This is a genomic window from Stieleria marina (assembly GCA_007741555.1).
Taxonomy (GTDB): domain Bacteria; phylum Planctomycetota; class Planctomycetia; order Pirellulales; family Pirellulaceae; genus K23-9.
Genome location: CP036526.1, coordinates 847,951 through 873,477 on the forward strand (window position 1 = coordinate 847,951; position 25,527 = coordinate 873,477).

Sequence of the window (25,527 nt, forward strand, 5' to 3'; positions counted from 1 at the left end):
GTTGAGAGAAGACGTGCTGGCGGGGGATTCGCCGACGATTTGTCCGGCGATTAGCTCGATAATTAGTCCGACGATTAGCTAGCCCGACAGCTGGACTTCCGGCGGGCAGTCGATGAAGTGAATTAATGAATTTATCCGCGACGGTCCAGACGGGACAGTCGACTTGATCCCACAAAGTCCGCTCAGTGGATCGTTCCGGCACCTTACGCTGCAATCAATCGGCTTTGCAATTGAAGGTCCGTCCAGCGGGAAAGACAATACCGGAGATGTCATTGGCTCTCTCTGATCGGGCACTGGTTAGTTTAATCGGTGTCGGGTTTGCTGGGTTTGGCTTAGAACGTTGGCGTACGGCGCTGGCGCAGCAGGTCCCCTGGTGACGCAATCGGGAACAACGGATATTGAACCGCGTTGTTTTTGCACATCTGCCAGTTGTTTCGTCTAGTCAACGATCTTTGAGGCGAGCCTTTGAGGCGCTAGCCGCGGATGCTTGACGGCAATCCAGGCTGTCACGCAAACGGCTCGTCGGAGAGTTCGGCGACGTCTCTGGATGAATCACCAGCGAATCCATTCTTTTACTTTGGGAACAAAACATGTCGATCAAGCGAGTTGGAATTCTTACGGCGGGTGGTTTGGCACCTTGTCTTTCATCGGCCATTGGTGCTCTGATCGAATCGTACACCGAGCTTGCTCCCGAAGTCGAAATCCTTTGTTACCGGAGCGGATACAAAGGTTTGTTGTTGGGGGATAGTTTTGTGGTGACGCCCGCCGTGCGAGAAAAAGCATCGGTGTTACACCAGCACGGTGGCAGCCCGATCGGCAATAGCCGCGTCAAATTGACAAACGTCAAAGACTGCGTGAAACGTGGATTGGTCACCGAAGGGCAAGATCCTTTGCAAGTTGCTGCCGAGCGATTGCAGGCTGATCAAGTGGATGTGTTGCACACGATCGGTGGCGACGACACGAATACGACGGCAGCGGATTTGGCTGCCTATTTGGCCAAGAACGAGTATTCGCTGACCGTGGTCGGACTTCCCAAGACGATCGACAACGATGTGATTCCGATCAAGCAAAGTCTTGGTGCTTGGACTGCAGCAGAGCAGGGCGCTCGGTTTTTTGAAAACGTAGTGGCCGAACACAATGCAAACCCAAGGATGTTGATCGTCCACGAAGTGATGGGGCGTAACTGTGGTTGGCTCACGGCCGCGACCGCCAACAAGTACCGTATGCGTTTGAATGCGCTGGATTTTTTGCCAGAGACCGGGCTGAGCCGCGAGCGAAAAGAAGTGCACGGCGTCTACATACCTGAAATGCACTTTGATCTGGCCCAGGAAGCCGAGCGGCTACGCGCGGTCATGGACGAGATCGATTGCGTCAATATCTTTATTTCCGAAGGCGCGGGCGTCGACACGATCGTCCAAGAAATGGAAGCTCGTGGCAAGAAAGTGCCACGCGATGCTTTTGGTCATTTCAAATTGGACGAAGTCAACCCAGGCAAATGGTTTGGCAAACAGTTCGCCAAAATGATCGGTGCGGAAAAGACGCTGATCCAAAAGAGCGGTTACTACAGCCGTGCCGCCAGAGCGAATGCCGCCGACATCGAACTGATCGGACGTTGTGCCCGCAAAGGCGTTGAATGTGCGTTGGATCGCGACGGTGGCGTGATCGGACAAGACGAAGAACGCGGCGATGAGCTACGTGCGATCGAGTTTGATCGGATCAAAGGTGGGAAGCCGTTCGACATCGGATCAACTTGGTTCGGTGAATTGCTGAAGGGCATCAATCAGCCCAAGGGCGAAGTGGTTCACGTCGAACATGCCTAGCATTCGGACCCGTCAAACGGCGAACGAATCAGTAGTAGTCTGCTGGTCAAACGAGCGACACGCTGACGGATTCACAGGAGATTCCGCCAGCGGTCGCGGCATTGATTTGCCGACTCGATTGCATTGAACGAATAGCTTCGAGCACGGTCGTCAGGCGACTATCCGCGTCCTGTTGGAACGCGAATCGTGCGGTAAGCACGGCCTGCGTTTTCGACCGCAATGTCTAGGTAGGCCAGGGTGGTCTGAACCGTCGCACGACGCGACGAGGTGCTGCCGATCATCAATTGATAGTCCAGCAGTTGTTCACAAGCGTCGATGGCGTCTAACAAATCCAGCCGACATTCGTTCCAGGATGCCGCGTCATCAGTCTTCAGTGCGTCGATGGCATGCTGGAATGCGCGATTGGCATCACTGCGTGCCCCAGTCGCAAGAAGCCGTTCGAGTTCAAATTTTTGGCGTTCCGAATAGGAGCTGGCATTGTCAATGTCTTTCTGAACGGCATTGGGCAGATGATGCAACGTGGCCTTTGCCATGTAGGTGTACACATAAGCTTGGTATTCAGCTTGTGTGTCGGCCAATGACGAAATGGATTGTGCTTGGGCACCGTTGGTCATCGACATTGATGAGACCACGGTAAGGCAAGCGAGTGCAAGAGTTCGTGAGATCGTGCTTGTACAGAACATCTGAAAGTCTCCAGAGCAGGAGGATTGATTGCCGCCAATACATTTCAGCGGCCATGCTTTTCAGAGCGGTGCGAATTGCGAAGTGTTACCGCTGCTCTGGAACTTGTTTACCAAGTGCATCTGCGTCGAACGGTTTATCTTGGAGTCGCTGGTAAAGTCGATCGGCTACGACGCGGTGGCCGGCTGGGTTGAGATGGTGATCGAATTGCCAATAGAGCTGCTCGGAAGGGTGTTGCTGTCTAAACTCGCGAAAATCTGGCCGCATGTCGATTGTCTCGATACCGATTTCTTGGGCCAGACCTAAAAACAGTTCGCATGCACGGTCGTCGGTACGAGTGTTCTCAGGAGTGAGACGCAAGGTTTTCGCGGCCTGGTCAAATTGTTTTCGAGCGACGTCGGGACACGTTTGGTGAAGCGTCGGTATCAGGACGAACATGATAGGCGTTTGAGTTGTCCGGGCTTCTTCCTGGAAGCGTTTCAAAGTGAAGCGAAGTTTTGACGTAGCGACCTCCCAGTCTTTGGGGTGTTCGCGAAAGTAATGCGCTTGCCCATAAGATTGCCAATAAATGGGCGGGCTCTCCTGAGCCATTTGCGCGATCTCTTGGTCGAACAGACTCGGTTCGTCCGCCGTTCCGACTCTAGATCTCAGAAAACCAATGCTGGCTAAAGCGTGGTAGGTGCCGAAGTGTTCGCGAAGGAAGTGCTTAGTGTGTCCGAGCAATCCGCTGGGTTTGTCACCGCCATCCGAGCTCTTTGCATCCGATTCTTGATGCACCCAGCCGTCCGATGTTTTGGCTAAGTGAACGCGATCTGTCGTCATCAACTCCCAGACATCATTTCCAGCGTAGAATCCGACCACTAGCAAATCGGGTTCAAACTTGTTGAGGACCTTTTCGTAAAGCCAGAGCTCTTGGTACGGAGAAAATGCCGTATGTCCTGCGTTGATCACGTCGTACGTCATGCGATCAGAGGAGGCGGCGTTTAGGTCGCGTTCGAGTAGATTCGCATAGCTATTTTTGTTTTCCACCACACCATCGGTATGGCTGTCGCCGGCAACCATGATTCGGTAGGTGTTGGCAGTTTTTTTGATGGGCGTTTCTTGGGCGTCTTCGCGGAAACTGCATCGGTTTCGGAACAGTTTTACCTGCTGTTCGCCAGATCCGTCGCTCGAATCCGATACGTCAATCGTCTGTTCTTCGAGCGGCCAGTACATCCAGCCGTTTTCTTGCGCGGTTCGGATGAAAGGGGCCGAATGAAGTTTGGACGTATCCTTGGGAACCTCCTCTGCAACGGGGGCAAACCCAAGCATTCGGCACGCGATCTCTAGCACGCACAGCGACACAAAGCTGGATATTCCAAGAATCAAAAAGCGGAAAATCCAGATTCGGCGCGACGCTAGTTGGGGTTTTGTTTCCTTGATGGCCATCGATTCGGGACTGCGTTTTTATTTGCAAATGACGTCTGTGAAACGGACTCAAAAACGTCGTACTGATAAGCGTTGAACGTACTGGCATCGATTGCGGTTGACGTGCCAATCCCGCGTGTCGATCGTGCCTGCTACGGTTTTTCGACGACGGCAAGCTCACGACGAATCACCGGAATCAACAAAGGCAAATTGACCAATGTCATTGTTCCCAAATGAGCCACCGCGATTCCCATTGCACCGTAGCGAACTCCTAAAACGATGGCGGCAGTCGCCAGAACGGTTGAGCCGATCAAGCCAGGTCTGACGAACGGATCGATACGAAACAATCGCGTGTATGTTGACCAAATAATAATGACGGCGTAGATGGCGAGCGAGACGGAAAACAAAAGGATTGGTGGCAACGGCAAGAGTCGATCAGCTGTCGCCGGATAATACCGGGTCAAACCAAGATGAAGTACGACCAAGGCGATCGATCCAAGAATGATGGTCGCTACCGCCAAGTACGAAGTTTGGCGTACGAGTCGGCGCGCTTCGGTAAAGTCTGATTCTTGGACGTGTCGACCGATCTGAGGCAGTCGTGCTTGCAGCCACGCGAGGCCTGAAGCCTGGATCGCGATCAGAATGGCCCAAGTCAGTCCAATTCGACCAGCCGCACCGGTGGACTGAGCGTCCAGAACGATCAGTGTGTACGTTCGTGTTGCCAAGTAGGCAACGATCGCTTGCAGTCCAATTCGCCACTGCAGTGGGCGCACCGCGGATCGCCAATCCAGTGCGTCGTTGGCTGGTAGCGGTTCTTGGCGGATCAAATCAAAAAGTTGTTTGCGAAACCTCCCGAAGACAAAAAATGATTCGCACAAGAGTCTGACGGCGGCCGACGCGGCGACGGCCCAAAGCGATCCGCCCTGCGTGATCACTAGCCAGACGACCAAGTTTCCGATGATCGCCTGCGTCAAACGAAAAATGTTGATCGGGACGACGTACTTGCCTTCCAGTACACCGATGCAAGGCATCATGATCATGGCTGCGGCCGTCAGAACGACGGAGGCAATCCATGGCGCACGCCACTGCATCGTGTCAGTTTCTGGACCTTGCAAATACCAAAGGCCAAACGTACTTGCGCCGATGGCGAAAAGCACCGACATGACAACAAACCACCGCGTGCCATCGCGAATCAGACTTCCCAATCGTCGTTTTGCCAACGACGTTGCATCGCTGGGTTCGGATTCCGTCGCCGTCGGCCATTCCCGGCTCGCAAGCGATAGCAGAACGCCAGTCAGCCCTAAATCGAACAGCGTTTGCAATGCCAACAAGTCCGCAAACACGTAGTAGATGTCTTGCGTTTGAAGACTAAAAAACTGCGTGATGATGGCGACCGAAACCAGTCCCGCAACTAGTTGCCACAAGCGAGTGCAGGTGGCAATCAGCACCGCGCGGCTACCCGAGAGGTGACGTCGCAAGTGAGCGAAAGGATCGAGGACGGATTTCAAAATGGGATCTGCGGAAAAACCAGTGAAGGCGAAGTTGGTCGCGCTGCGAAAGAGGGCAGCGGTCGGCGGTGCCGATGATGAAATGGATTTATCAGGCCGTGAACAGTAGCACCGATAGGCTACGACGGAAATCGCAGTGTCATTACATACTCTTGCCAGGATTTTTGGAACACATCCATATCGCTGTCGATACGGTCGTCGCTATGCAAAATCGCTTGTAGCGTTTGGTAGCCCGTCGGATCCGCTTTTTGGTTGGCGACAAACTGGTGGTAAAACTTTTCCAGCAAACCATTTTCTTGCAGGAAGTAGCACAGGTATCTAGCTTGAGCGTAATTGGTGCCAGGATCTTGATCGTAAAACTCTCGGGTGGAAGTGCCGCACAGCTGCGCGAATGTTGGCACGCTGTTGTTTTTGATCGCTCGCTGCAAACCGGCCAAACGCCAATTGGTAAGACCGACGATTTTGTCGCCGCGCGAACTACTTTGTTCATACAGCGAACCTAAGCCTTCGTTTAGCCAGGCCGGGCAGCGTGGGAAGTTGGATTCGACAAATGGGTGAACAATTTCGTGAACCAGTGTTCCGCCCCCGGTCGCAATGTTCATCACCAAGGCGTCGTTGGATGAGGAATAATATCCATACGGAGTGGATGGTTTGCTGCCGAACAAGTGGATTGCGTTGGTGTCGTAGCTGGCTTTGTCGCGGAACAGCCAGATGTTTAGAATTCGTTCGGGGTCGCGTGCAAAGTACTGTTTCTTCAGTCGTTTGACCGCCCACGCGACCGTTTGTTTGCTGCGACGGCGGACAGTCGCTGCGTCCTCGTCACCGATCACAACAAAAGGGCGTTCAAGGACAATGGTGAAATTGTCATTGGGCAGCTTCGTCTTCAGTCGCATGATGTGTTGGGCGTAGTCAGCGGCCGTTGTCTGAAGCAAAGTCGCTGACGGAATCCGGGATTTTGAACGACTGGCCAGGGAAAAACGAATCGCCAGCCAATTTTGTTCTTCGTACTTCAGCGGCCACAGCGAGAGCAGTTTGCTGCGCAGCATGCGACGATAGGCACCGTTGTCGTCGGCTGGTTCGTGATAGATCACTTCGTCTGTTGCCGCGTCGTAGCCAAGTATCAATCGAAAGTGCTCGGATGCCGAACGGTCGTTCGTTGTTCGCATGCAAATGATCGACGCGGTGCCAAGGCGGAGGTCAGCCAGCATGGTCCGCCAGAGCTGGTCGATTTCGGCCGGGTGGTTGGCGGCTTGGATTCGGTTCCAAACGGGGCCTGGGTCAAAACCCAGCTTGGTGATGGCTGTCGCCAGTTCCTTGGTGTGGCAGCCGCGTAAGAGCGTTGGGTCGAGACCGGCGGCGTCAAAAACGGAGTCTTGATCCGCGGTGGCGCCGAGTTTTTGTAGCCAGCTTGCCACGCAGGCTTCACCGCAAAAATCGGGTTTCTGCCGGACATGCGGAACGTCGCGTATCAAAACGCTGGACGAATGAGACGGTTCGTCCGCCGTTGCTTGACCGCAGATATGGGGTGCCACCGAGCATGAAATGGGCCCGCAAATTGTCAGGCAAAACGGCAGTGCGCAGAAAAGGAACCGCCTGGCCGTCAGCGTAGAACACGAATGCATCGAAGTAGCCTTACTGAGGAGGGACTCGGCAGAACATCGCGTTGGTTATAGCGATTGGTCGCTGGACTGTCACGAAACGACCGTCCCAGTAGCAACGGCCCGATTCGTTTCAGATAGACTGCTACGCAACATGACGGACCCACTAGAGAGTTGCGAACAGGATCGGTTCGCTTTTGGAAAGAACTGGCAAGCGTTTCTGACAGCGTTAGACGAGTCACGTATCGAACAAGCGGTCGCCTCGCTGGTGGATCGGTTGGGCGTTGATTCGTTGGAAGGCACGACGTTTTTGGACATTGGTAGCGGGAGCGGTTTGTTCTCGTTGGCCGCTCATCGATTGGGAGCTCATGTGACGTCGATTGACTACGACACTGAGTCGGTGGCTTGTACGAACGAACTGAAACACCGGTTCGCTTGCAAGGACGCGATCGCAGATGAAACGGGAGCTTGGTCGGGGACTTGGACGGTGCAGCAAGGTTCCGTGCTGGATGAGGCGCTGATGGATTCTTTGGGCGAATTTGACGTGGTGTATTCTTGGGGTGTGCTGCATCACACCGGTGAAATGCAACGTGCTGTTCGCATCGCAAGCGAAAGGGTTTCCGACGGTGGCAAGTTCTTTATCGCGATCTACAACGACCAAGGCGGAGGAAGTCGTCGTTGGTTGGCGATCAAAAAACTGCATCACGCGTTGCCCCAACCGCTGCGCGTCGTTTGGGTGCTGATGGTAGCGGGATTCTACGAACTGTTGTTTGCTCTTTCGCGGCTCTTGAAATTTCGCAACCCACTCCCATTTGCTGACTGGGGAGCCAAGAAGAAAGACCGTGGCATGTCGGTGTGGCACGACTGGGTGGACTGGATTGGCGGATTGCCATTTCAGGTTGCAACGCCTGAGGCGGTCATCCTGCCGCTTCGTCAAAAGGGATTCGTGCTGGACGATCTCGTGACGGTTCGAAGCGGGTGGGGGTGCAACGAATATGTGTTTTCGCTGCGTCGCGACGTGCTCTAAGCAGACGCACTGCGCGCAGCTTTGACTGCTTTGCGCAGATCGGCAACGAAATCGTCGCGGAATTTGGGCGAGATCAAGTGCGGCCGTTTATCTGTTTGTACTTTGACGCGTTTCAGCGAAAGCGACGGACCGCTGGCCCAACTTGATGACAGCGAAACGTCCGTGATTTTGTCCAGCGGCACTTGATAAAACCAAACACCACATCGGATCGACAACGCGTCTTCCAGAATGGTGTATCGGCACGGGACTGCGAAAGCGGCCGTTATCAAAGCCGCCGACGCGCCGGTGATAAACAACCAAGTCGCGTCGCCTGGACGACCGACGGCGATCGCGTAGATGCCGATCGCGGCAGCCAGCACCGGAGTAAGCAACATCAACACGAGCATCCACGCGTCAACGGCAGATTCATAAACGGTCGGGCGGGGAGGAGAGCTGGATGACTTGGTCACGCTGGCAGATACTACGGGGCAGGGTAGGGGAGTGGGGGACGCGAAGTCGCGAAACGCTATTGTAGTGATCCCGTGGGCGGATCAAGTTTGCAGGCCGGTTTTGAATTTTCGATTTCGATTCGCCGCATCACTTCGCGTGGTACCAGCACGCTGATGGCAATGGCGGCCAGAATCGAAACGGCCGCGCTGATGAATTGCCAAGACCCGATGTCGGCCGCTTGGCTTTCGTTGGCCAATGTGCCGCCATGGACCCACAGTAGCTGAGGCAGCACGCCCACCAAGGCACCGACCAAGAACGGAGTCACGCGAGCTTTGGAAGCTCCCATCGAATAGTTGACAATCATGCTGGGGATAGGAGCGAACCGGAACATCAAGTGAAATCCCAGCCCTCCATGCGTCGCCAAGTCTCGCAGTACTCGCGGCCAAATAGCTTGCGACGCCGGCCGGCGATCTACTTTTTCGTCGATCCACACACTCAGGCACCAGCGGCCAATCACGTAATTGATCGCCGCGGCGGTGACTGCGATGATCGTAATTAGCCAAGCGCCAGTAGCGGTTCCGAAAAGGGCTCCGGCGCTGATCGACACCAATGTTTTTGGCAAGATGACGGACATCAACACAATCGCCGCCAAAACAAACAAAACCGGCGCCTTCATACCGGCTTCATTCAGCCAGCTTTGCAGCGAAGTTAGTTTTCCTCCCGTAGCGACGAGTGTGACGCCGATGAACAGCAAGCAGCACAAAAACAGCCACCGCGCGAACTTTCGCCGAAGTCTCGTTGGGTCTGATGCGGGGGAAATTTCTGCGATGAGTTTGTTCATCTGGTTGATGGATCCGAGTGGCACCCATCATAGTGGACGTCCGTGGAAGCAAAGTCGATGCCGGTAATATTGACGAAACTATCTGGACCTGAAACTTGAAAACTGAGCTGCAAGAACGATCCTGCGGCACCACCATGCCGTGGCAGTGGTGCAACCTTCGGCGCAATCCGTTCGGAGAACTAACCCGCGCGGAGCGTGCTCAGTTGGCCGTCGTCGACATCCAAGGGATTGTTCAGCAAGTATCGCAGGACCACACTGCGGTGCAGTTTATTGGCGATTGTGGTCGTGGCAAAACGACACGAATGTTGGCGTTGGCACATGCAATGGCCGATGCGTCGTACGTGTATTTGCCCGAAGACGGTCCGTGTCCATCGATTGCAGTGGGCCGCCCGATTTTGATCGACGAGGCGCAGCGTTTACCGCGGAAAGTTGGCAAGGCCGTTTTTGCGTCCGGGTTGCCACTGGTCTTGGCAACGCACCGCGATTTGTCGCGATCGCTTCGGCGTTTTGGCTATTCCGTCGATACCCAGTCGATCGGAGCAGCCAATACACCCGAACTGATTTGTAAACTATTGAACCGCCGGGTCGAAGCGTCACGTCGCGAACCGGACGTGGCAGTGCCGCGACTGTCGCTTCACGACGCGACGGTATTGGTCCGGAAATTCGGCAGCGATGTCCGCAGCATGGAAAGCTACCTTTACGACGTTGTTCAATCTCAATCGTTTGTTTCTCTAGGACTTGATCATGGCCAAATGCGATTTGTCGATTGAATTGGATGACCCCCAAGCTCTTCATGCTGGCGGCAGCACCATCTCGGGAGTCGTTCGCGTTCGCGTGGACAAAAACGTCGAAACCAAAGGGTTGGTGGTGACGTCCGGCTGGGCAACCCACGGCCGCGGCAACGTCACGTCGGGTGTCTTCAATTCCAAAACATTGTTCACTGGTGAATGGCGATCCGGTGACACGCCGGAGTATCGGTTTGAATTGCCGGTGGGCAGCTGGCCTCCCAGTTATCACGGCAACTATCTGAATATTGATCACAACATCACCGCGCAGGCAAAGATCGCATGGGCGTTTGATCCTAAGGCGTCCCAGACATTTTTGATGCGACCGACGGGCGGGCCTGAGTCGGCGGCATGGAAAGATCCCGCGGCTTCGTCCAACAAATTGGGCTGCGTTTTGTTTTCGATTTTTTCGATCGTCTTTTGCGTCGTCTTCTTCGGAGGAATGATCGCTGCAGGTGGCCCCTCGATTGTCTTCTTGGCCATTGCGATCGTGCCGCTACTGGTGGGTTTGGGGTATGGATTCAAAGTCCTGTTGCCTCGCTATCTGCTAGGAAACGTCGAATGCAGTCTGTCGCCGAATCAAGTTTCTCCAGGCGAAGAAGTCAAAGGCGAACTGGTTTTCAAACCTCGCAAGACTGTTTCGATCAATGCGATCAAGTTGACTTTTCAAGCATCAGAGAGGGTCGTCAGCGGCAGCGGCAGCAATCGCAAAACGCACACCAATGTGTTCTTTGAAAAAGAGCAAACGCTGGTGGGCGAAACCACGTTGCAACCCGGACAAGAAAAACGAGTTCCGTTGGCGGTTCAGTTGCCTGGCGACGCTCCGTACTCCGTTGATTTGACGGACAATGACCTGATCTGGAACGTGCTGATCCGAATCGATATTCCGCGCTGGCCGGATTGGACCAAGAACATTGCGATAGCGGTGGTGCCATCGGGGAAGCCGATGCAACCTGCGGCTGCGTCAGCGGGGACTGTAGCGGAGGCGACCAGCCAAGCGGTGTCGCCGGTGGGGCAGGAGGCGGAAGTTTCTCCGTCTGGGATCACGTTTACGGAAACGGCGCAGCATTTTTGGGAGCTGCGGAATGACCGCGAGAGTGTCATGGAGTTGGCAGGCGCGGTATCCGGACTGACGTTCGACATTGACGCGTTTGTGGAACGACGGTTGCTGTACAGCGGCGACGATGACCCGCATGTTTTCAAGGATGGCTATGCCGTTTGGGCACATTTCACGGAGCCGCCACTGCCGATGGTGTTGTACGTACCGCACGACTTGGCGGATGAATTCGAGCAAATTGGACGTGATTTGTGGAAAGGCCGGGGGACGATCGTGGGCTGGGATGCCCAGCATCGCCGTTTGCAGATCAAACTCGAAAACTCAGCGGTCATTTAAACCGAGAGTCGGATTCTGCCGGGAAATGCCGGCTATTTTGGCTGCGATCCTGCCGCTGGTTCTCAATTGCCAGGCGACTGCGTAAACTCGCTGATCATTGATGCCCATCACTACCTTCGCAGCCTAATTTTGCTATGCCGTCGCCTCGAGTCTTGATCCTGCGTGCCCCCGGCACCAACTGTGACGAAGAAACCGCGTTCGCGTTTGAGCAAGCCGGAGCAGAGACCGAGCGGGTTCACGTTAATCGGTTGATCGAGAATCCTGCTCTTAAGGATCGCTATCAGATTTTGTGCGTGCCGGGTGGATTCAGTTACGGCGACGATATCGCTGCAGGACGCATTTTGGCGACTCGTTTGAATCGCCATTTGGCCGACATGGTCGATGCCTTTGTGCATGGCAACGGTGACCGACTAGTGCTGGGGATCTGCAACGGAATGCAAGTTCTGATGCGATTGGGAGTCTTGACCGAAGGAGTAGGCAGCGGCGAAACGTCGGCTGCTACGTTGACCTGGAACAACCACGGTCGCTTTGAGGATCGTTGGGTGAATTTGGTCGTTGACGAAACACCGTGCGTGTTTTTGAAAGACATCGACCACATGTATTTGCCGATGGCACACGCCGAAGGCAAGTTTGTCGCCGCCGATGACGCAGCGTTGAATTCGTTAAAGGACGCAGGCCGATTGGCGATTCGCTACGCCGAGGGTGAAAAAGGCGTCGTTCAAGACGAGGTCTTACCATTCCCAGCCAACCCTAACGGAGCTGACGCCAACGTGGCGGGCGTCTGTGACGCCAGCGGCCGTGTGTTCGGTTTGATGCCGCACCCCGAACGCCACATCGATCCAACGCACCACCCGTATTGGACACGCCGCAAAGAGCAGCCCGAGTTCGGCGACGGACTGAAAATGTTCCGCAACGCCGTCGACTGGTTCGCGTAAGCAGTTGTCCCGCCAGGCGGAACGCTGTTTTGCAGCGAATCATCACTGGCTATCGTCTGTCACTTGTTTGCAACTTGCCGGTCACTTTGCGTTTGCTCGTAGCTTGGTCATGGCTGATTCCCCTTGTTGGCTGACTTCGATTAGAAATCGGATGAGGTCCGAGAACTGCTGGCGGTCGCGTAGTTGGTTGACCAGTCCCGGCGGCATCGCTGAGACCTTCATCGGCTTGATCGCTTCGACGTCATCCTGGGGAATTCGCAACTCTTTTCCGGTGGCGGGATCGCGAAGCACGACGGTGTCGTCGTCTTCGGAGACAAGAAACCCGTTGATGATCAATCCATCGCCGGTCAGGACGGAGGTCTGTTGAAAGTCTTGGTGGATTTCTTTGGAGGGATCCAGGACGGCTTCGACCAAGGTGACGTCGGTGGTGCCTGTGCGACGCTGAGCCAAGTTGGGGCCAAGGCGCGGACCTGAGTTTGGCTCGTGACATTTTGCACACGAGATCGATTGGGAAAAGAACAGCTTGGCCCCGCGCCGGGCATCTCCATCGCGCCGAGCATTTGCGGCAAGCTCGGTCGCAGCGACCTTTGCCAGCGATTCGGCCAAGGAAACCGGCGGCGTCGCGTCGCTGGGGATCGCTCGGATTTTCAGATCGTAGACCGACCAATACGAACGTCGGCTGGATCCGGTTTGCGTGATTCGTAGGTGGCTGACACGTCCCGGACTATCGATTTCGATCAGCGTGATGGGGCCGTCGCCGTATCCTTTGGCGACCGGGCCGGTCCATGTTTTTCCGTCTTGCGAAACGTGAACCACGTAGCCTCGTGGGAAATCGGTTTTCGCCTTGCGAGTATCCAGTTCCAACGTCATGACCTTCAGAGGTTCTGGCAATTCAATAGCCAGCCATTGGCCGGAAGCTTGGTGTTTGCCGGTGCTCCAGCGTGTGGTTGTGTCTCCGTCGATGGCAGCCGAAGTGTTGTCCGTTTGCAGGCTTGCCGACAATTTCCACTGCGACTGATTGGTCAACGGTGGCGGGTCAAAGTACGCCAGGTCGTCGATGGTCCAAGGGCCGATTCGTGATTGCGATTCGGAACGGACTCTGGCGATATCATCGGGGGCTATCATCGCCGCCCGATTGCCCCAGCTATTGCGAACGTAGTTGGCGGCATCTGCAATCCAGCGATCGTTGTTGGCCGCCAGCGGCATCATCAGTCCGTCGGAATACGTCTTGTTGTCGATCGGGCCAATCAAACCGTGGAGCAGGATTCGTGCTAGCCGTTCTTTGTGTCCGGTGACGCGGAGGGAGCCTGCAAGCGGCGGTGCCAGGTGCAGGTTGTCACCTTTGGGGGATGGGTGTCCCTTTCCGTTTTCCCCATGGCAGGTCGTGCAAAGTGTCGAGTAGATCGTTTTTCCACGCATGACTGATTCAGCCAGGGCTTTGTTTCGATTCGCCAATTCAGCCATCTTTTTTTGCTCGGCCAGAATCGCGACTTGATTGGCTTTGTACTGTTGTGCGATCGAGGTGATGGAGTCGACGTCGGCATGCGTTTTTAAGATTTGACGGGTAAGCGATTCGGCGTCGGGATGCTTTCCATGATTGATTGATAGCAGCGTTTGAATCACAACGGTTGGCGAGCGATCATTGCCCAGTTGAGTGATCAACGTGTCCAGGGAGCGATCGGTCGCCATCATCGGTTCGGCAATTCGCATCGCTGCGGCGCGGACGCGGTCATCGGAGTCGGTAAATCCGGGCGACAGTATCTGTGGCGTGATGGCACCCAGACCATCAAGGGTCCAGTAAGCATGCAGCCGACCTAGTGGCGTTTTGCCATGGTGGGCGAGCTCAGCCAGAACTGGGGCGATATCGCGGTTGCCGTGCAGGACGATTAGTTTTTGTGCTTCGCTGCGCCACCAGCCGTTGGGGTGTGACAGATGCCGGATTAATTGCGCCGGAGTTTCGTCCAGCATTTTGGGGCGCTGGCCGCGCCGGGTGGTTTCGTGTTCGACGCGGTAGATTCTTCCGCGCCCGATGTTTTTGTCCAGTTCGTAGTCTTGGACAACGCCGCGTAGATATGACCCTTCCCGGACCCAGTTTCCTTCTTGAATGATTCCGCGGTACATGTCCACGATGTACAAGCAGCCGTCGGGACCGGTGGCACTATTGACGGGACGAAAATTCGGGTCGGTGGCCGCGATGAACTCTTCGCCTTGGTAAACATTGGCAAGCGTGATTCGGCCGTCGGATTCGGTGACTTCGGCGCGGCGAATCAAACGCCCCACCGGTTCGCAAAGGATCAGGTTGCCATCGAAGTCACTTGGCATTTGGTTGCCGCGATAGATTGATTGGCCACCACCGCCGGTAAAGCGATTCAGCGTGTTGTTGCTGCGCAGACGTTTCAAGCCACCCTGCGTATCGGGAATGTTGTCAATCGGAAAAACATCGCGAAAGCCATCGGTCAGTTCACCGGCAAGACTGATTTGGCCGTACACGACGGGCTGTTGGAAATTCAGTGCCGGGATTTCGCCACCCGCGATGGAGAAAAACAGACGGCCGACGTTGTCATGCGTCAAACCCCATTGTCCCGTATTGAAGATTAGTGGTTCCTTGGCGACCTGGCCGTCGGAGTAGCGGTACCGACTGTTGGTGTAGGTCGTGTAAATCCAATTGTCGATATTCCAAATCAGTCCGCTGGGTTGGTGTTCCAGATTGCCGCCGCGGTGGCCGCCGACGTAGCACACGTCGATCTTGTCAGCGACTCCGTCATCGTTGGTGTCTTGGTAGCTTTTCAAGTCCAAGGTATTGGTTTCGCCAATGATCACTCTGTCCAAGAGCGGCAGCACCATGCGTGGCAACACTAGATTGTCGGCGAATACGGTGTGTTTGTCGTAGACTCCATCGGCGTTGGTGTCTTCGTGGCGTGAGACGCGGCTGACGGGGGCCAGTTTGTTTGTCCCATCAATGTCCTGCATGTAGGTTCGCATTTCGACGACATACATTCGCCCGTTGCCATCCCAGGTGATCACGGACGGTTCGTGGACAAAGGGTTCAGTCAGCACAGGGACAACGCGATATCCCGGTTGGATCTTCATCGTTGCGATGGATTCTGCGGGCGTCAAAGGAGGAGCCTTGGAGCTGGATTCCTGGCCGAAAGACTCTGTCGGGATTCCTGTGAAAACCACGACAAGAATGAGAGTGATGAGCGAACGATGATTCACTGAAGCAACCTGAGTCGAATTTGGAACGGGGCAGGGGCCGCGACGGCGGCTTGCCGGATCTGTTGTGCTGTATTTTTGTCACCCAGCGTCGCTATCTCAACAGGCGATGCACGTAATCTGAAAATCCACGCATGTCATCCGGGGGATTTTCCGGGCCGATCACGAGCGGGCCGTCATTTGGGTCGGCGGGGTGAATCCCGTGGCTGCCCCGTACCAGGGTGGCGTCCAAAGGAATGACATCCATTTTGTAGCGGAAACCTAGTTTTTTCTGAGCGACACGAGCGAGCAAACGTGGCTTGCTAGTGATAAACAGTTCGCACGGGTCATAGCCGGGTTTGCGATGGATGTCGACGGTACGCGCAAAGTCAGGAGCCAACGCGTCATCGTTCCAGTAGTAGTACGTGAACCAAGAATCAGGTTTCGCCAGCGCGATTAGTTCGCCACTGCGGGGATGGTCCAGTTCCAGTTCCGCCGGATCGACCACTCGATCGATACCTTCGACCGATTGCAGATGCGATTGGACTTCGGCGATTCGCGAGCGGTCGCGCACGTATACATGCGCCAGTTGGTGGTCCGCGACGGCAAATGCATCGGATTCGCCCGGCATTAGCATTTCGCCAAAGGGGCCGCCGCGGACGGAAAGCCAGTTGGCATCGCGAAGGTGTCGATTGATATGGACCGGGCGATGAACCGGAGCCAATCCATATTCTGATACCACGACCACTTTGGTATCGGTTTGGGCGGCAGCGTCAATGATTCGGCCGGCACACTCGTCAACTTCGGCGACTCGCTGCGGATCGTGGTCAGGCAATCGTTGGAAGTCGTAGTCCAGATGCGGAAGATACGCCAGCGTCAGTTGTGGCTGCTGTCGTCGCATGACTAGGGCGGTTGCGTCGGCAATCCACTGACTACAGGGCAGTCCAGCGCCGGGGCCCCAGAAACTAAAGAAAGGAAACGGCCCGAGTTGCTTGGTCAGATCGCACTGGGTGTGGTCCAACACGTCAAATACTTTGGACCCATCGCATCCGTAGTGAGGTTTGGGCGTGGCGCTGTATTTTGCGGACGATGATTGGTTGAACCACCAGAACATTTTGGCGGTTTCGTAGTCATCATAAAACGGTTTGCCTTGGATCAGGGTGTTGGCCTGCTGCCAAAACCGAATCTCTTGCGTGTCGCGAAAATACCAGCCGTTGCCAACGATTCCGTGGTCTTTAGGGGCCAGACCAGTTAGCAAAGTGGCTTGCGAGGTGCTGGTCACAGCCGGCAGCGGGCTTTGCCAAGGCGACGCTTGGCCGACCGATGCGATCCGCGGTGCATCGCGGAGCAGGGCAGGGGTGAGTCCAACGACATTGATGATGCAGAGTTTTTTCACAGTTGGTTTGAAACAGTTTGGTCGTTGGATCGCTGAGCAAGAAAGATAGAAAGATACTGAGGTTGCCCCGATTGAAGTCAAAGTCCGCTATCCTAGCGGTTCGTTGTGGCGACTTTTCGAGGCGTCATGCTGCCAACGATTGGCCAGCACACCGCCGCGGAGCGTCGCGATCACTTGGCGGAACGTCGCAATCACATCGTCCCTATCTTATCAGCCACCCAGGCGGCGACACCTCTACCCAAACGATTTGGAAAGTTGAAGCATGTTCCGACCTTGTCTATCCGTGCGACGTTCGTCCGTCGTGGCGTTGATCTTTGCTGCGATCCTGTTCACGGCCGCGTCCCACGCAAGCGCTCAGTCGGACGTTGAAACGTCGGCCGGCGAACCGGTTGCCGAAGTGGTCGATGATTCGGCAGAAGTGATCGATGCAAGCTCTGCCGTCGATGCAAGCTCGGTTGTGGACACTGCGGATGTCGCAGTTGGCTTGGACCAACAAATCGACAAACTTTTCAAGCCCGTCGCGGATACCTGGGGCAGCATCGTCTTTGCCAAGGTGCCGGTCCCTGGCAGCGATCCGTTGCCATTTGTGCTGATCTTGTTGGTGTTCGGTGCGGCGTTCTTCACGATCGTGTTTGGTTTTATCAACGTCCGTTTGTTGCCGTTGGCGATTCGCGTTGTCAGCGGACACTACGACGAAATGGAAAAAGAAGGAGAGGACATTCCCAAGCACGTCGAGGTCAATGAAGTCGATGGCGATTTAGTCGATACGATTCGCGACGAAGCCGACGGAGAAGTGTCGCACTTCCAAGCTTTGGCGACAGCGGTGTCGGGAACGGTCGGACTGGGCAACATCGCCGGTGTTGCGGTAGCCGTCGCGACGGGAGGACCTGGCGCAACGTTTTGGATGATCGTGTGCGGGCTGTTGGGGATGTCGTCCAAGTTTGTCGAATGCACTTTGGGCGTCAAATATCGCGACGTCGATGACGATGGCACGGTCCATGGCGGTCCGATGTATTACCTGACCAAGGGGCTGGCAGGGATGGGACTGGGCGGCGTTGGGAAAGTGCTGGGCGTGTTGTTTGCACTTTTCTGCATCGGTGGTTCCTTCGGCGGCGGCAATGCTTTTCAGGCCAATCAAGCGGCACAGCAAATCAAATCGCTCTTGGGGATGCCGGATTCCGGAGCATCAGGCACGGTCATTGGCATTGTGATGGCAGCGATGGTAGCGGTGGTGATCATTGGCGGCATCAAACGCATTGCCAAGTGGACCGAAAAGATCGTCCCGCTGATGGCGATCATCTACTGTGTCGCTGCTTTGATCATCATTCTGATGAATGTGACCAGCGTCCCCGCAGCCATCAGTGAAATCGTGTCCGGCGCGTTCACAACGGATGCGGCGGTGGGTGGTTTTCTAGGTGTGTTGATTCAAGGTTTTCGGCGAGCAGCCTTTTCCAACGAAGCGGGCACGGGATCGGCTTCCATTGCTCACTCGGCCGTCAAAACGAAGTATCCCGCGTCCGAAGGCATTGTGGCGCTGCTGGAGCCGTTCATTGATACGGTCGTCATCTGCACGATGACCGCGATAGTGATCGTGATTTTTAATACCGAAGGCCTCTTTGTTTGGGGGGAAGTGACCGGCGGAAACGTGATGGTCGATGGAACCAGCCTGGGCGGTGTGGGCCTGACCTCGCGTGCGTTTGACAGTGTTTTGCCTGGATTTCGCTACGTACTGACGATCGCGATCATCTTGTTCGCCTTTTCAACGATGATCTCGTGGTCCTATTACGGATTGCAATCGTGGAAGTTCTTGTTCGGCAAAAGCCAAGCGTCTGACTTGACCTACAAGCTGCTGTTCTGCGTGGTGGTCGTCATTGGATCGGCAATTTCGCTTGGCTCTGTCATCGAATTTTCCGACGCGATGATCTTTGCGATGGTGTTCCCAAACATGATTGGGATGTTCCTGCTGTTTCCCAAAGTCCGCGAGGAGCTACGCAAATACTTGTCCGCATGTGCGGAACGAGACAGCCGTTAGAGGTGCGTCTGATGCTCTTAGGTCGTATGCAATTCGGCCCCAAAAAACGGAGTTGGACTTCATCGCCGTTTCGCCAGTTAGCCGAGTACTTTGCAGCACGCGCTGGTCGGACCAAATTGCGAACCATTTAGGCGACTGATACAATCGTCGCTCCTCTGCGTGCTGTGTCTTTGTGCAATTGAACTATCGAAAACTATATGAAAAGTCTTGTTGCACTGCTTGTCATTGCCATCGTCGCGATTGTTGGCGTGGTGATGATTCGCAAAGGGAATCGCGCTGGATGGCTTCTGATGGCGATTGTGTTGATCATGCTTGTCGCCGGTGTGATTTACCGGCAACGTGATGCCATCACGACCATGATCGCGCAGCGCGGAAACGCGGACGTTCAAAATCCGTTCACGCCTTCCGAACCCGAGGTCGCTGATCTCACTCGTGCATGGCAGTCGTTTCGCGGCGGACCCAAACAAGCACATGCGTTGTCGGCCAAAAAATTGGGCGATGTTTCGTGGGAGTCGCCTCGCTGGAAATACTCGTTCAGCGGAACAGGTCTGTCTTCACCGTCGGTTGCGAACAATCGGATTGTACTGACGCAAACCGATGAGCAGCAGCAGACGAATCAGTTGGTGACGATTGACTTTGATGCGGGTGAAGAAATGGCGGTTGTCGATCTTCCCTTTGGAAATCCGGGGCCCATTCACGCCAATAATTCATATGCCACCGTCACGCCGGCAGTCGATTCCGATCACAGCTATGCCGTCAGCGTGGTTGACCGTTCGGTTTATTTGACTTCCGTCAATTTGAGCGGTGAACAAGCGTGGTCCTGCGAGATCGGAACGTATTGGACTCAACATGGCATCGGAAGTTCGCCCTGTTTGTATCGCGGGCTTGTGATTTGTGCCGTCGAAGGGCTTGATGCACCCTTTGCTGTCGCGGTCGACGCGGCTAGCGGAAAGATCGTCTGGCGCAAACGCTTGCGGCCATCACAGTGGAATTTTGGAACGCCCGTGGTCGCTTCACTCTGCGAACGCGACCAATTGCTTCTTGCGACCCACAAGGAGGTGCTGTCCATGAATCCGCTTACCGGCAGCGAGTACTGGAGCTGTGCGTGGTCTGCGGATCGAGCGGCCAATTGCGTGGTTGCTTCGCCGACTCATGTGTTTGCGAGTTCGACGAGCCCCGAATCGGAGATCATCTGTATTCGCGGCGACGGAAACGGGGATGTCACCGAGTCGCACCTCGTCTGGCAACAAGAACGTGGCGCGGGCTACGTCGTGAGTCCCGTGCTCGTTTCGCAAGGATTGCTGACCATCACCGATGATGGCATCGCTCATCTATTGAATGTCGAAACAGGAGACGTGATCGATCGTATGAGACTGGGAGGCGATGTGTTTTCTTCGCCGATTTGTTTAGACAACCAAGTGCTGGCGATTGACCACGAAGGTGTTTTGTCCGTGCTAGAAGTTGTTGAGGACAAGATCACGCGTTTGAGTCGATTTGATTTGGGTGAGCCGACGAAGTCGACGCCAGCGGTCTGGAATGACCGACTGTTCGTGCGCTCCGAGAAAACTCTTTGGTGCTGGGAACTGGATAAGCCGCCAACACCTGAGTCAACAACTGCTGCTATTGGGAAGAGTCAAGAATGAAAAGTTCACGCAGACGGCTGTTGGCCGGTGCGGCAGTTGCGGTTGGCGGCGGTGCCGCATTTGCATTTCGCCGGTACCGCAATCATGCCTTGATCACCCGCGGTTTTCGTCCTACACGAGTGGGAGTCATCGGGGTGGGAGCAGCACCTGGAGGTCGCGGAGTGGGGATGTGTTTCTATGTCACACCGCACGCCAAGGTGGTCGCGTTAGCGGATGTTGATAAGACTCATCTGCAGAATGCAGTGGATCAGATTTATGACAACCCGGATACGTACACCGACTATCGCGAACTGCTGAATCGAGACGACATTGATGTTGTGATTATCGCGACGCCAACTCACTGGAAAGTCAAAATCGCAATTGATGCGATGAACGCTGGCAAGGACGTGTACTGCGAAAAACCAATCACGTTGACGGTTGCCGAGGGCGAAGAATTGAAGTCTGCCGTGCGCAGCACCGGTCGCATGTTTCAGGCAGGCACTCAGCAACGCACCGACGCACGATTTGTCAAAGCCTGCCGTTTGATACGTGATGGCCAACTGGGGAAGATCCGTCGCATCGTCGTTGAATTGCCTAGCGTCACTTGGACTGAGCCAGGTCCGTTTGCGATCAAGCCAGTCCCTGAGTCACTGGACTGGAAAACTTGGCTGGGTTCGGCGCCAACGGTCGGCTACCAGGAGGAAAGGTGTCACTACAATTGGCGATATTGGTTTGACTACGCCGGTGGCAAGCTCTGCGGTTGGGGCGCCCACCACATCGACATCGCCCGCTGGGCACTTCCTGACGGCGAGAACCATCCCAGTCGTGTTGATGGCCAAGGTCGGTTTTCTGGCGTCCAGGGCGGTTACGATACGCCGATTACATTTGAATTGAATTACGCTCTGCCAAACGACGTGACGATGGTTGTCCGCGGCGGTAAGCCGAAGCTTGGCAAACAGCCTGGGATTCTGTTTGAGGGCGAGGAGAGCGAGTTCTACATCAGTCGTTCGGAGGCCCGTGGCAAACTAGCCGAAAAATTGGTGGCCCAGTCGGATCCTCAGGTTTCAGCCCATCACTTTCTGAATTTGATCGAATCGATCGAAACAGGGGCGAAACCTCATTCCGACGTCGATAGTCAGGTTGATTCGATGAATACCTGCCATATCGGTAACATCTGTTTGCGATTGGGGCGTCCTCTACAGTGGGATGCAGACGAACGTCGTTTTATCGATGACGAAGAGGCCAACGCGATGCTGACGCGAAAATCTGCCAGCGAAAGCGATATTTCACCGGTAAGCCAGATTTCACCGGTCAGCGATGAATTGTCAGCTGCCAGTGAAGCGACTAGCTAAGTCAGGTTCCCGATTCGGTGCTCCAGATCCACTCGTCCAGCTTGAAATGGCGGTTCTGACCGTCGCTGTCTGGGCAGAAATTCGACTCTTGAAAGCGAATGGCGTTTTTTCTGTTCGGGAGATCCGAGACTTATCGCCCAATCCCTAAGAAGCACAAAAAAACCCAGGCCAAATACAAATGGCCTGGGTTTTTGCTGAGAGAATCGCGGAAGTGAGTCTGGAAAAGCTTTTCCAAGGGCTAACGCGAAAAAGTGGTCAGAGGCGGGCTCGAACCGCCGACACCGGCCTTTTCAGGGCCGTGCTCTACCAACTGAGCTATCTGACCGTTGTGTCGGTCCCACTGTCTTGATCAGCACTTTCGCAGGTTCCGAAATCCGAAACAATCGACATTGCAGTTCAAGCTTGCCAGATTCTGGTCGAAAACCGACCGTTCCGACAAGTGGGATCAATTCGCTCAGCGGCGATAGTAGGGTATGATGCGTAAATTCGTCAATCGGTTCGGTCAGTTAGTTTTTGCTGTACGGGTGGTGCGACAATTCGCTCGTTCGCAGCGAAGTTTCAAGGACAGGTCATTTGTCGCATTTTCGGCGGTGGCCTGACGCCGATTTTCCTGCTGATTTGAAGCCAAGCTTTTCACCTTTTCCAACCCATGAAGCAATGGACACGGCGATGATTCGAGGGCGTTATCAACCATCACCACATCAACGCGAATGTGAGACGACTAGCTATCGGCATCAAGCAAAACGGTCGTTTAAGTTTGTTTTAATTGCCATTTTGGGTTCGGTTTTGGCGATTCCATCCAGGTCGCATGGCTACACGCCGGACGACCCGGTGGTACGGAAAATGGTTTCGGGAGGAATTAAATTTCTGGAGGAGTACAAAACCACACGAGATAATCCTGACGGCGAATTGGTCTTGCTTGCTTACGCGCACTTCAAGGTGGAACACGACCAACAGGCACCGATCGTTGCCAAGGGGCTCAGCGCGGCTAAAAAAATTGTCCAAAAAGCTGCTGCCGGAAATTTCCACTCTCACCAGGCGAACTACGAAGTTGCGATTAGTGTGCTTCTTTTTGCCACGGTTAATCCGCAGGCTTACAAGGCGGAACTGGAGTCGCTGCAGCGGCATCTGATGCACGTTCAGTCGCCCAACGGTGCGTTTACCTATCACAACGAAAAGCTCGGTGACATTTCGCAGACCCAATATGCTCTGTTGGCGATCTGGACCTTGGATCGGGCTGGCATCCCGATGGACTATGCCAAAGTCATCAGCGCCCTGCAGTGGTTGTTGCGAGTGCAAGACCCGGGGGGAGGATGGCCCTATCACGCAACGGACCCGGGCCCGGGGCGTCCACTTCAGCGGCAAAAGGCGCCTTACATGTCGATGGCCTTGGCAGGCGGTAGCAGTATCTTGATTGCCGGTGATGCACTGCGTCTGTGGGGGGACACCTCCAGTGACGATGACCCAGGAATTGTCGGGTTGCCCAAAGCCATCAAGGTTTTCAAAGAGGACGCCAACAAAGACCGTCGAAGACGCGTGAAAATCTCCAAGGAGCCCATCTTTCGATCCGTTCAAATGTTGGAAGCTTGGCGAGCCAAGAATCCGTACAAACGCGGTGCGATGTTGGACTGGTACTACTACCAACTGTACACAAAGGAACGGTACGAGAGCTTTATCGAAATCGCCAATGGTCGTCCCAAAGACAAAAGCCCGTCTTGGTACAACCAAGGCGTCGACGAATTGAAAAAATATCAGGACGCCGGCGGCGGCTGGAAGGATCGCTCAAAAAGTGCGGGACATATCAGCACGTGCTTTGCAATTCTCTTTCTGATTCGTAGTACTCAGAAAGCCATCTTTTCGATGGGCGAAGGCGGCGCGATCGGCGGTCAGGGATTCAGCGACGATGTTTCGGGCGCCAAGCTGGTAGGCGGAAAAGCGCAAACCAAAAAACCAGCTCAAGCGGTTAGCGACATGCTGGACCTGTTGGATGGTGAAGACGGCGAACTCGACGTTCGCGCCATGGCCGAAGCGATGGAGTTGCCTAGCGAGAGCGAAAAGCCCAAAGATCGGGCTTCGCAGCTGGATCGCTTGGAACGCATGGTGCGTGGCAGTCGCCAGTGGCAAGCTCGCCGCGTTGCCGCAATCGTACTTGGCAAAAGTGACGAAATGCGATCCGTTCCTGCCCTCATCTACGCACTAAGTGACCCTGACAAATCCGTCCGCCGTTACGCACGCGACGGATTGCGTATGATAAGTCGCAAGTTCGAAGGGTACGGCATGTCCGACGACCCCGACTATGCAGAACTGAGTAAAGTGCAAAGCTCCTGGCGAGATTGGTATCGCTCGATGGATCCAAGTTACGTTTTCTTGGACGATGATCTGTAGACATCAGCTTGTAGTGGCTGACCTGCCGTCCTCTGGTGCTAAGATAAGGCGGCAAATGGCAAGGTTGCCAATTACGCTATTGCACGTCGCCCCTTTTGTACGCCCGCAGTTCCCCGACACTGATTTTTCAGGACGCCCTTTATGGCCTCGGTCATTTCTCCTTCACCATCGGATTCACCCGAGCTAGATCCTAAGGATGAACTGGACGAAATCCGCGCGTTTGAACGTGCAAAGCTGCGAATCAGCAAGTTTGACATCGTCACATCGCTGTTCATGGCGTTGATTTTGTTTTTGGGCGCGTTCGTTTTGATGTTGTTCATTGTTTGGCTACTAAGCGGCAAACCACGTCCGCTTCCGATCGCGCCGTTGATCGAAAATCCAGCCGGTCGCGCGGACAACGCAGAGGGGTTTGAACGAGATTTTGAACCACCGGGAGCCGAAGAAGTCGAAGAACTCCAGGAACCGACTTTGGCCGACACGATTGAAGCTGTGACCGATGCGGTCAGCACCGTGGCAGCTTCGTTGACCACAGCGGATACCGCCGCGACCGCATCCACTTCGGGAACGGGCAAAGGTGACTCCCGGCCGCCAGGGCCCGAAGGCGAAGGGGAAGACATTGTGCCGCGTTTCGAACGTTGGCAATTGAATTTCCAAGCCAACAATCTTCGGTCCTACGCCCAGCAGTTGGATTACTACCACATCGAACTAGGTGCCTTCGGCGGTGGATCGCAAGGAATCGATACGGCATCGAATTTGGGTTCGGCGCCTAAGAAGAAAAACAATCCAAATCCTAAAGAAGAAAAGCGTTTGTATTTCTCGTGGAAGAGCGCTACGCCGCTTCAGGCCTACGACCGCCAGTTGCTTCAGCAAGCAGGGATTCAGATTGCAGGTCGAAACATCGTCCGCTTTATCCCCAATGATGTGGAACCACCCAGGAACTTGGAGCACGTCCTGGCGGACATCGAAAAGAAGTATTGGGAATCCAAAGGTTACAACTCGGTGACTCAAATTGCCAAAACGGTTTTTGAAAGTAAGGCAGCTGGATCCGGCTATGCCTTTGAAGTCATCGAACAACGCTATCGCAAAAACAAATAGAGCAGCGAACTTTCTCGCTAAGAATCCAA

General features: G+C 54.8%; 18 protein-coding genes and 1 tRNA gene. 10 read left to right on the top strand and 9 right to left on the bottom strand.

The genetic code is table 11. The annotated features are described in order from the left end of the window. Nucleotides 1-590 precede the first annotated feature (590 nt). A complete protein-coding gene (locus K239x_RS03105; RefSeq protein ID WP_145416204.1) occupies nucleotides 591-1,820 on the top strand; it encodes a pyrophosphate--fructose-6-phosphate 1-phosphotransferase in 1,230 nt (409 codons plus the stop codon). A 158-nt stretch (nucleotides 1,821-1,978) separates the two neighbouring features. Here the strand turns inward: K239x_RS03105 and K239x_RS03110 are convergent, their stop codons facing one another. From K239x_RS03110 to K239x_RS03125, 4 genes are all read right to left on the bottom strand, one after another. Next, nucleotides 1,979-2,440, bottom strand: coding sequence for a hypothetical protein (locus K239x_RS03110; RefSeq protein ID WP_145416205.1), 462 nt, complete (start codon nucleotides 2,438-2,440; stop codon nucleotides 1,979-1,981). A gap of 148 nt (nucleotides 2,441-2,588) precedes the next feature. Next, a complete protein-coding gene (locus K239x_RS03115; RefSeq protein ID WP_419189613.1) occupies nucleotides 2,589-3,869 on the bottom strand; it encodes an SGNH/GDSL hydrolase family protein in 1,281 nt (426 codons plus the stop codon). A gap of 191 nt (nucleotides 3,870-4,060) precedes the next feature. After that, nucleotides 4,061-5,416: a hypothetical protein gene (locus K239x_RS03120; protein ID WP_145416207.1), complete on the bottom strand. Its 1,356-nt coding sequence runs from the start codon at nucleotides 5,414-5,416 to the stop codon at nucleotides 4,061-4,063. A gap of 119 nt (nucleotides 5,417-5,535) precedes the next feature. Next, nucleotides 5,536-6,948 (bottom strand): C39 family peptidase, encoded by a 1,413-nt coding sequence (locus K239x_RS03125; protein WP_419189614.1) that lies wholly within the window; start codon nucleotides 6,946-6,948, stop codon nucleotides 5,536-5,538. Between the two features lie 220 nt (nucleotides 6,949-7,168). On the opposite strand from K239x_RS03125, the gene K239x_RS03130 reads away from it, so the two are divergent. Then, nucleotides 7,169-8,041 (top strand): class I SAM-dependent methyltransferase, encoded by an 873-nt coding sequence (locus K239x_RS03130; protein ID WP_145416209.1) that lies wholly within the window; start codon nucleotides 7,169-7,171, stop codon nucleotides 8,039-8,041. Here K239x_RS03130 and K239x_RS03135 read toward each other — a convergent pair. Further along, nucleotides 8,038-8,490 (bottom strand): PH domain-containing protein, encoded by a 453-nt coding sequence (locus tag K239x_RS03135; RefSeq protein WP_419189615.1) that lies wholly within the window; start codon nucleotides 8,488-8,490, stop codon nucleotides 8,038-8,040. The genes K239x_RS03130 and K239x_RS03135 overlap by 4 nt on opposite strands. A gap of 56 nt (nucleotides 8,491-8,546) precedes the next feature. Beyond that, nucleotides 8,547-9,311, bottom strand: coding sequence for a TVP38/TMEM64 family protein (locus tag K239x_RS03140; RefSeq protein WP_145416210.1), 765 nt, complete (start codon nucleotides 9,309-9,311; stop codon nucleotides 8,547-8,549). A 95-nt stretch (nucleotides 9,312-9,406) separates the two neighbouring features. Between K239x_RS03140 and K239x_RS03145 the strand changes: the two genes are divergently transcribed. From K239x_RS03145 to K239x_RS03155, 3 genes are all read left to right on the top strand, one after another. After that, nucleotides 9,407-10,081, top strand: coding sequence for a hypothetical protein (locus K239x_RS03145; protein WP_145416211.1), 675 nt, complete (start codon nucleotides 9,407-9,409; stop codon nucleotides 10,079-10,081). Continuing rightward, a complete protein-coding gene (locus K239x_RS03150; protein ID WP_145416212.1) occupies nucleotides 10,056-11,489 on the top strand; it encodes a sporulation protein in 1,434 nt (477 codons plus the stop codon). Before K239x_RS03145 ends, K239x_RS03150 begins: the two co-directional genes overlap by 26 nt. 134 nt (nucleotides 11,490-11,623) lie before the next feature. Next, a complete protein-coding gene (locus K239x_RS03155; protein ID WP_145416213.1) occupies nucleotides 11,624-12,424 on the top strand; it encodes a phosphoribosylformylglycinamidine synthase subunit PurQ in 801 nt (266 codons plus the stop codon). An 81-nt stretch (nucleotides 12,425-12,505) separates the two neighbouring features. Here K239x_RS03155 and K239x_RS03160 read toward each other — a convergent pair whose 3' ends face one another. Both K239x_RS03160 and K239x_RS03165 read right to left on the bottom strand, forming a co-directional pair. Next, complete coding sequence (locus K239x_RS03160) at nucleotides 12,506-15,514, bottom strand: DUF7133 domain-containing protein (protein ID WP_145422093.1); 3,009 nt, start codon at nucleotides 15,512-15,514, stop codon at nucleotides 12,506-12,508. 217 nt (nucleotides 15,515-15,731) lie between these two features. Continuing rightward, on the bottom strand, nucleotides 15,732-17,012 hold the full coding sequence (locus K239x_RS03165) for an alkaline phosphatase family protein (protein ID WP_145416214.1): 1,281 nt from the start codon (nucleotides 17,010-17,012) through the stop codon (nucleotides 15,732-15,734). Between the two features lie 283 nt (nucleotides 17,013-17,295). Between K239x_RS03165 and K239x_RS03170 the strand changes: the two genes are divergently transcribed. From K239x_RS03170 to K239x_RS03180, 3 genes are all read left to right on the top strand, one after another. Next, on the top strand, nucleotides 17,296-19,044 hold the full coding sequence (locus tag K239x_RS03170; protein WP_473163566.1) for an alanine/glycine:cation symporter family protein: 1,749 nt from the start codon (nucleotides 17,296-17,298) through the stop codon (nucleotides 19,042-19,044). A gap of 197 nt (nucleotides 19,045-19,241) precedes the next feature. Further along, nucleotides 19,242-20,687, top strand: coding sequence for an outer membrane protein assembly factor BamB family protein (locus tag K239x_RS03175; RefSeq protein WP_145416215.1), 1,446 nt, complete (start codon nucleotides 19,242-19,244; stop codon nucleotides 20,685-20,687). Next, nucleotides 20,684-22,018, top strand: a complete 1,335-nt coding sequence (locus K239x_RS03180; RefSeq protein ID WP_145416216.1) for a Gfo/Idh/MocA family protein — start codon at nucleotides 20,684-20,686, stop codon at nucleotides 22,016-22,018. Before K239x_RS03175 ends, K239x_RS03180 begins: the two co-directional genes overlap by 4 nt. A 252-nt stretch (nucleotides 22,019-22,270) precedes the next feature. On the opposite strand, the gene K239x_RS03185 is transcribed toward K239x_RS03180, so the two are convergent. After that, nucleotides 22,271-22,343 (bottom strand) — tRNA-Phe (locus tag K239x_RS03185). Between the two features lie 332 nt (nucleotides 22,344-22,675). Between K239x_RS03185 and K239x_RS03190 the strand changes: the two genes are divergently transcribed. Continuing rightward, nucleotides 22,676-24,403 (top strand): hypothetical protein, encoded by a 1,728-nt coding sequence (locus K239x_RS03190; RefSeq protein WP_145416217.1) that lies wholly within the window; start codon nucleotides 22,676-22,678, stop codon nucleotides 24,401-24,403. A gap of 141 nt (nucleotides 24,404-24,544) precedes the next feature. After that, on the top strand, nucleotides 24,545-25,498 hold the full coding sequence (locus tag K239x_RS03195; RefSeq protein ID WP_145416218.1) for a hypothetical protein: 954 nt from the start codon (nucleotides 24,545-24,547) through the stop codon (nucleotides 25,496-25,498). Nucleotides 25,499-25,527: the final 29 nt, after the last annotated feature.

Bases quoted from the DNA above. Each gene is read 5' to 3' on its own strand.
- K239x_RS03105 (WP_145416204.1), top strand. From the start codon at position 591: ATGTCGATCAAGCGAGTTGGAATTCTTACGGCGGGTGGTTTGGCACCT.
- K239x_RS03140 (WP_145416210.1), bottom strand. From the start codon at position 9,311: ATGAACAAACTCATCGCAGAAATTTCCCCCGCATCAGACCCAACGAGA.
- K239x_RS03160 (WP_145422093.1), bottom strand. From the start codon at position 15,514: ATGAAGATCCAACCGGGATATCGCGTTGTCCCTGTGCTGACTGAACCC.
- K239x_RS03175 (WP_145416215.1), top strand. From the start codon at position 19,242: ATGAAAAGTCTTGTTGCACTGCTTGTCATTGCCATCGTCGCGATTGTT.
- K239x_RS03150 (WP_145416212.1), top strand. From the start codon at position 10,056: ATGGCCAAATGCGATTTGTCGATTGAATTGGATGACCCCCAAGCTCTT.
- K239x_RS03180 (WP_145416216.1), top strand. From the start codon at position 20,684: ATGAAAAGTTCACGCAGACGGCTGTTGGCCGGTGCGGCAGTTGCGGTT.
- K239x_RS03195 (WP_145416218.1), top strand. From the start codon at position 24,545: ATGGCCTCGGTCATTTCTCCTTCACCATCGGATTCACCCGAGCTAGAT.
- K239x_RS03190 (WP_145416217.1), top strand. From the start codon at position 22,676: ATGGACACGGCGATGATTCGAGGGCGTTATCAACCATCACCACATCAA.
- K239x_RS03155 (WP_145416213.1), top strand. From the start codon at position 11,624: ATGCCGTCGCCTCGAGTCTTGATCCTGCGTGCCCCCGGCACCAACTGT.
- K239x_RS03130 (WP_145416209.1), top strand. From the start codon at position 7,169: ATGACGGACCCACTAGAGAGTTGCGAACAGGATCGGTTCGCTTTTGGA.
- K239x_RS03110 (WP_145416205.1), bottom strand. From the start codon at position 2,440: ATGTCGATGACCAACGGTGCCCAAGCACAATCCATTTCGTCATTGGCC.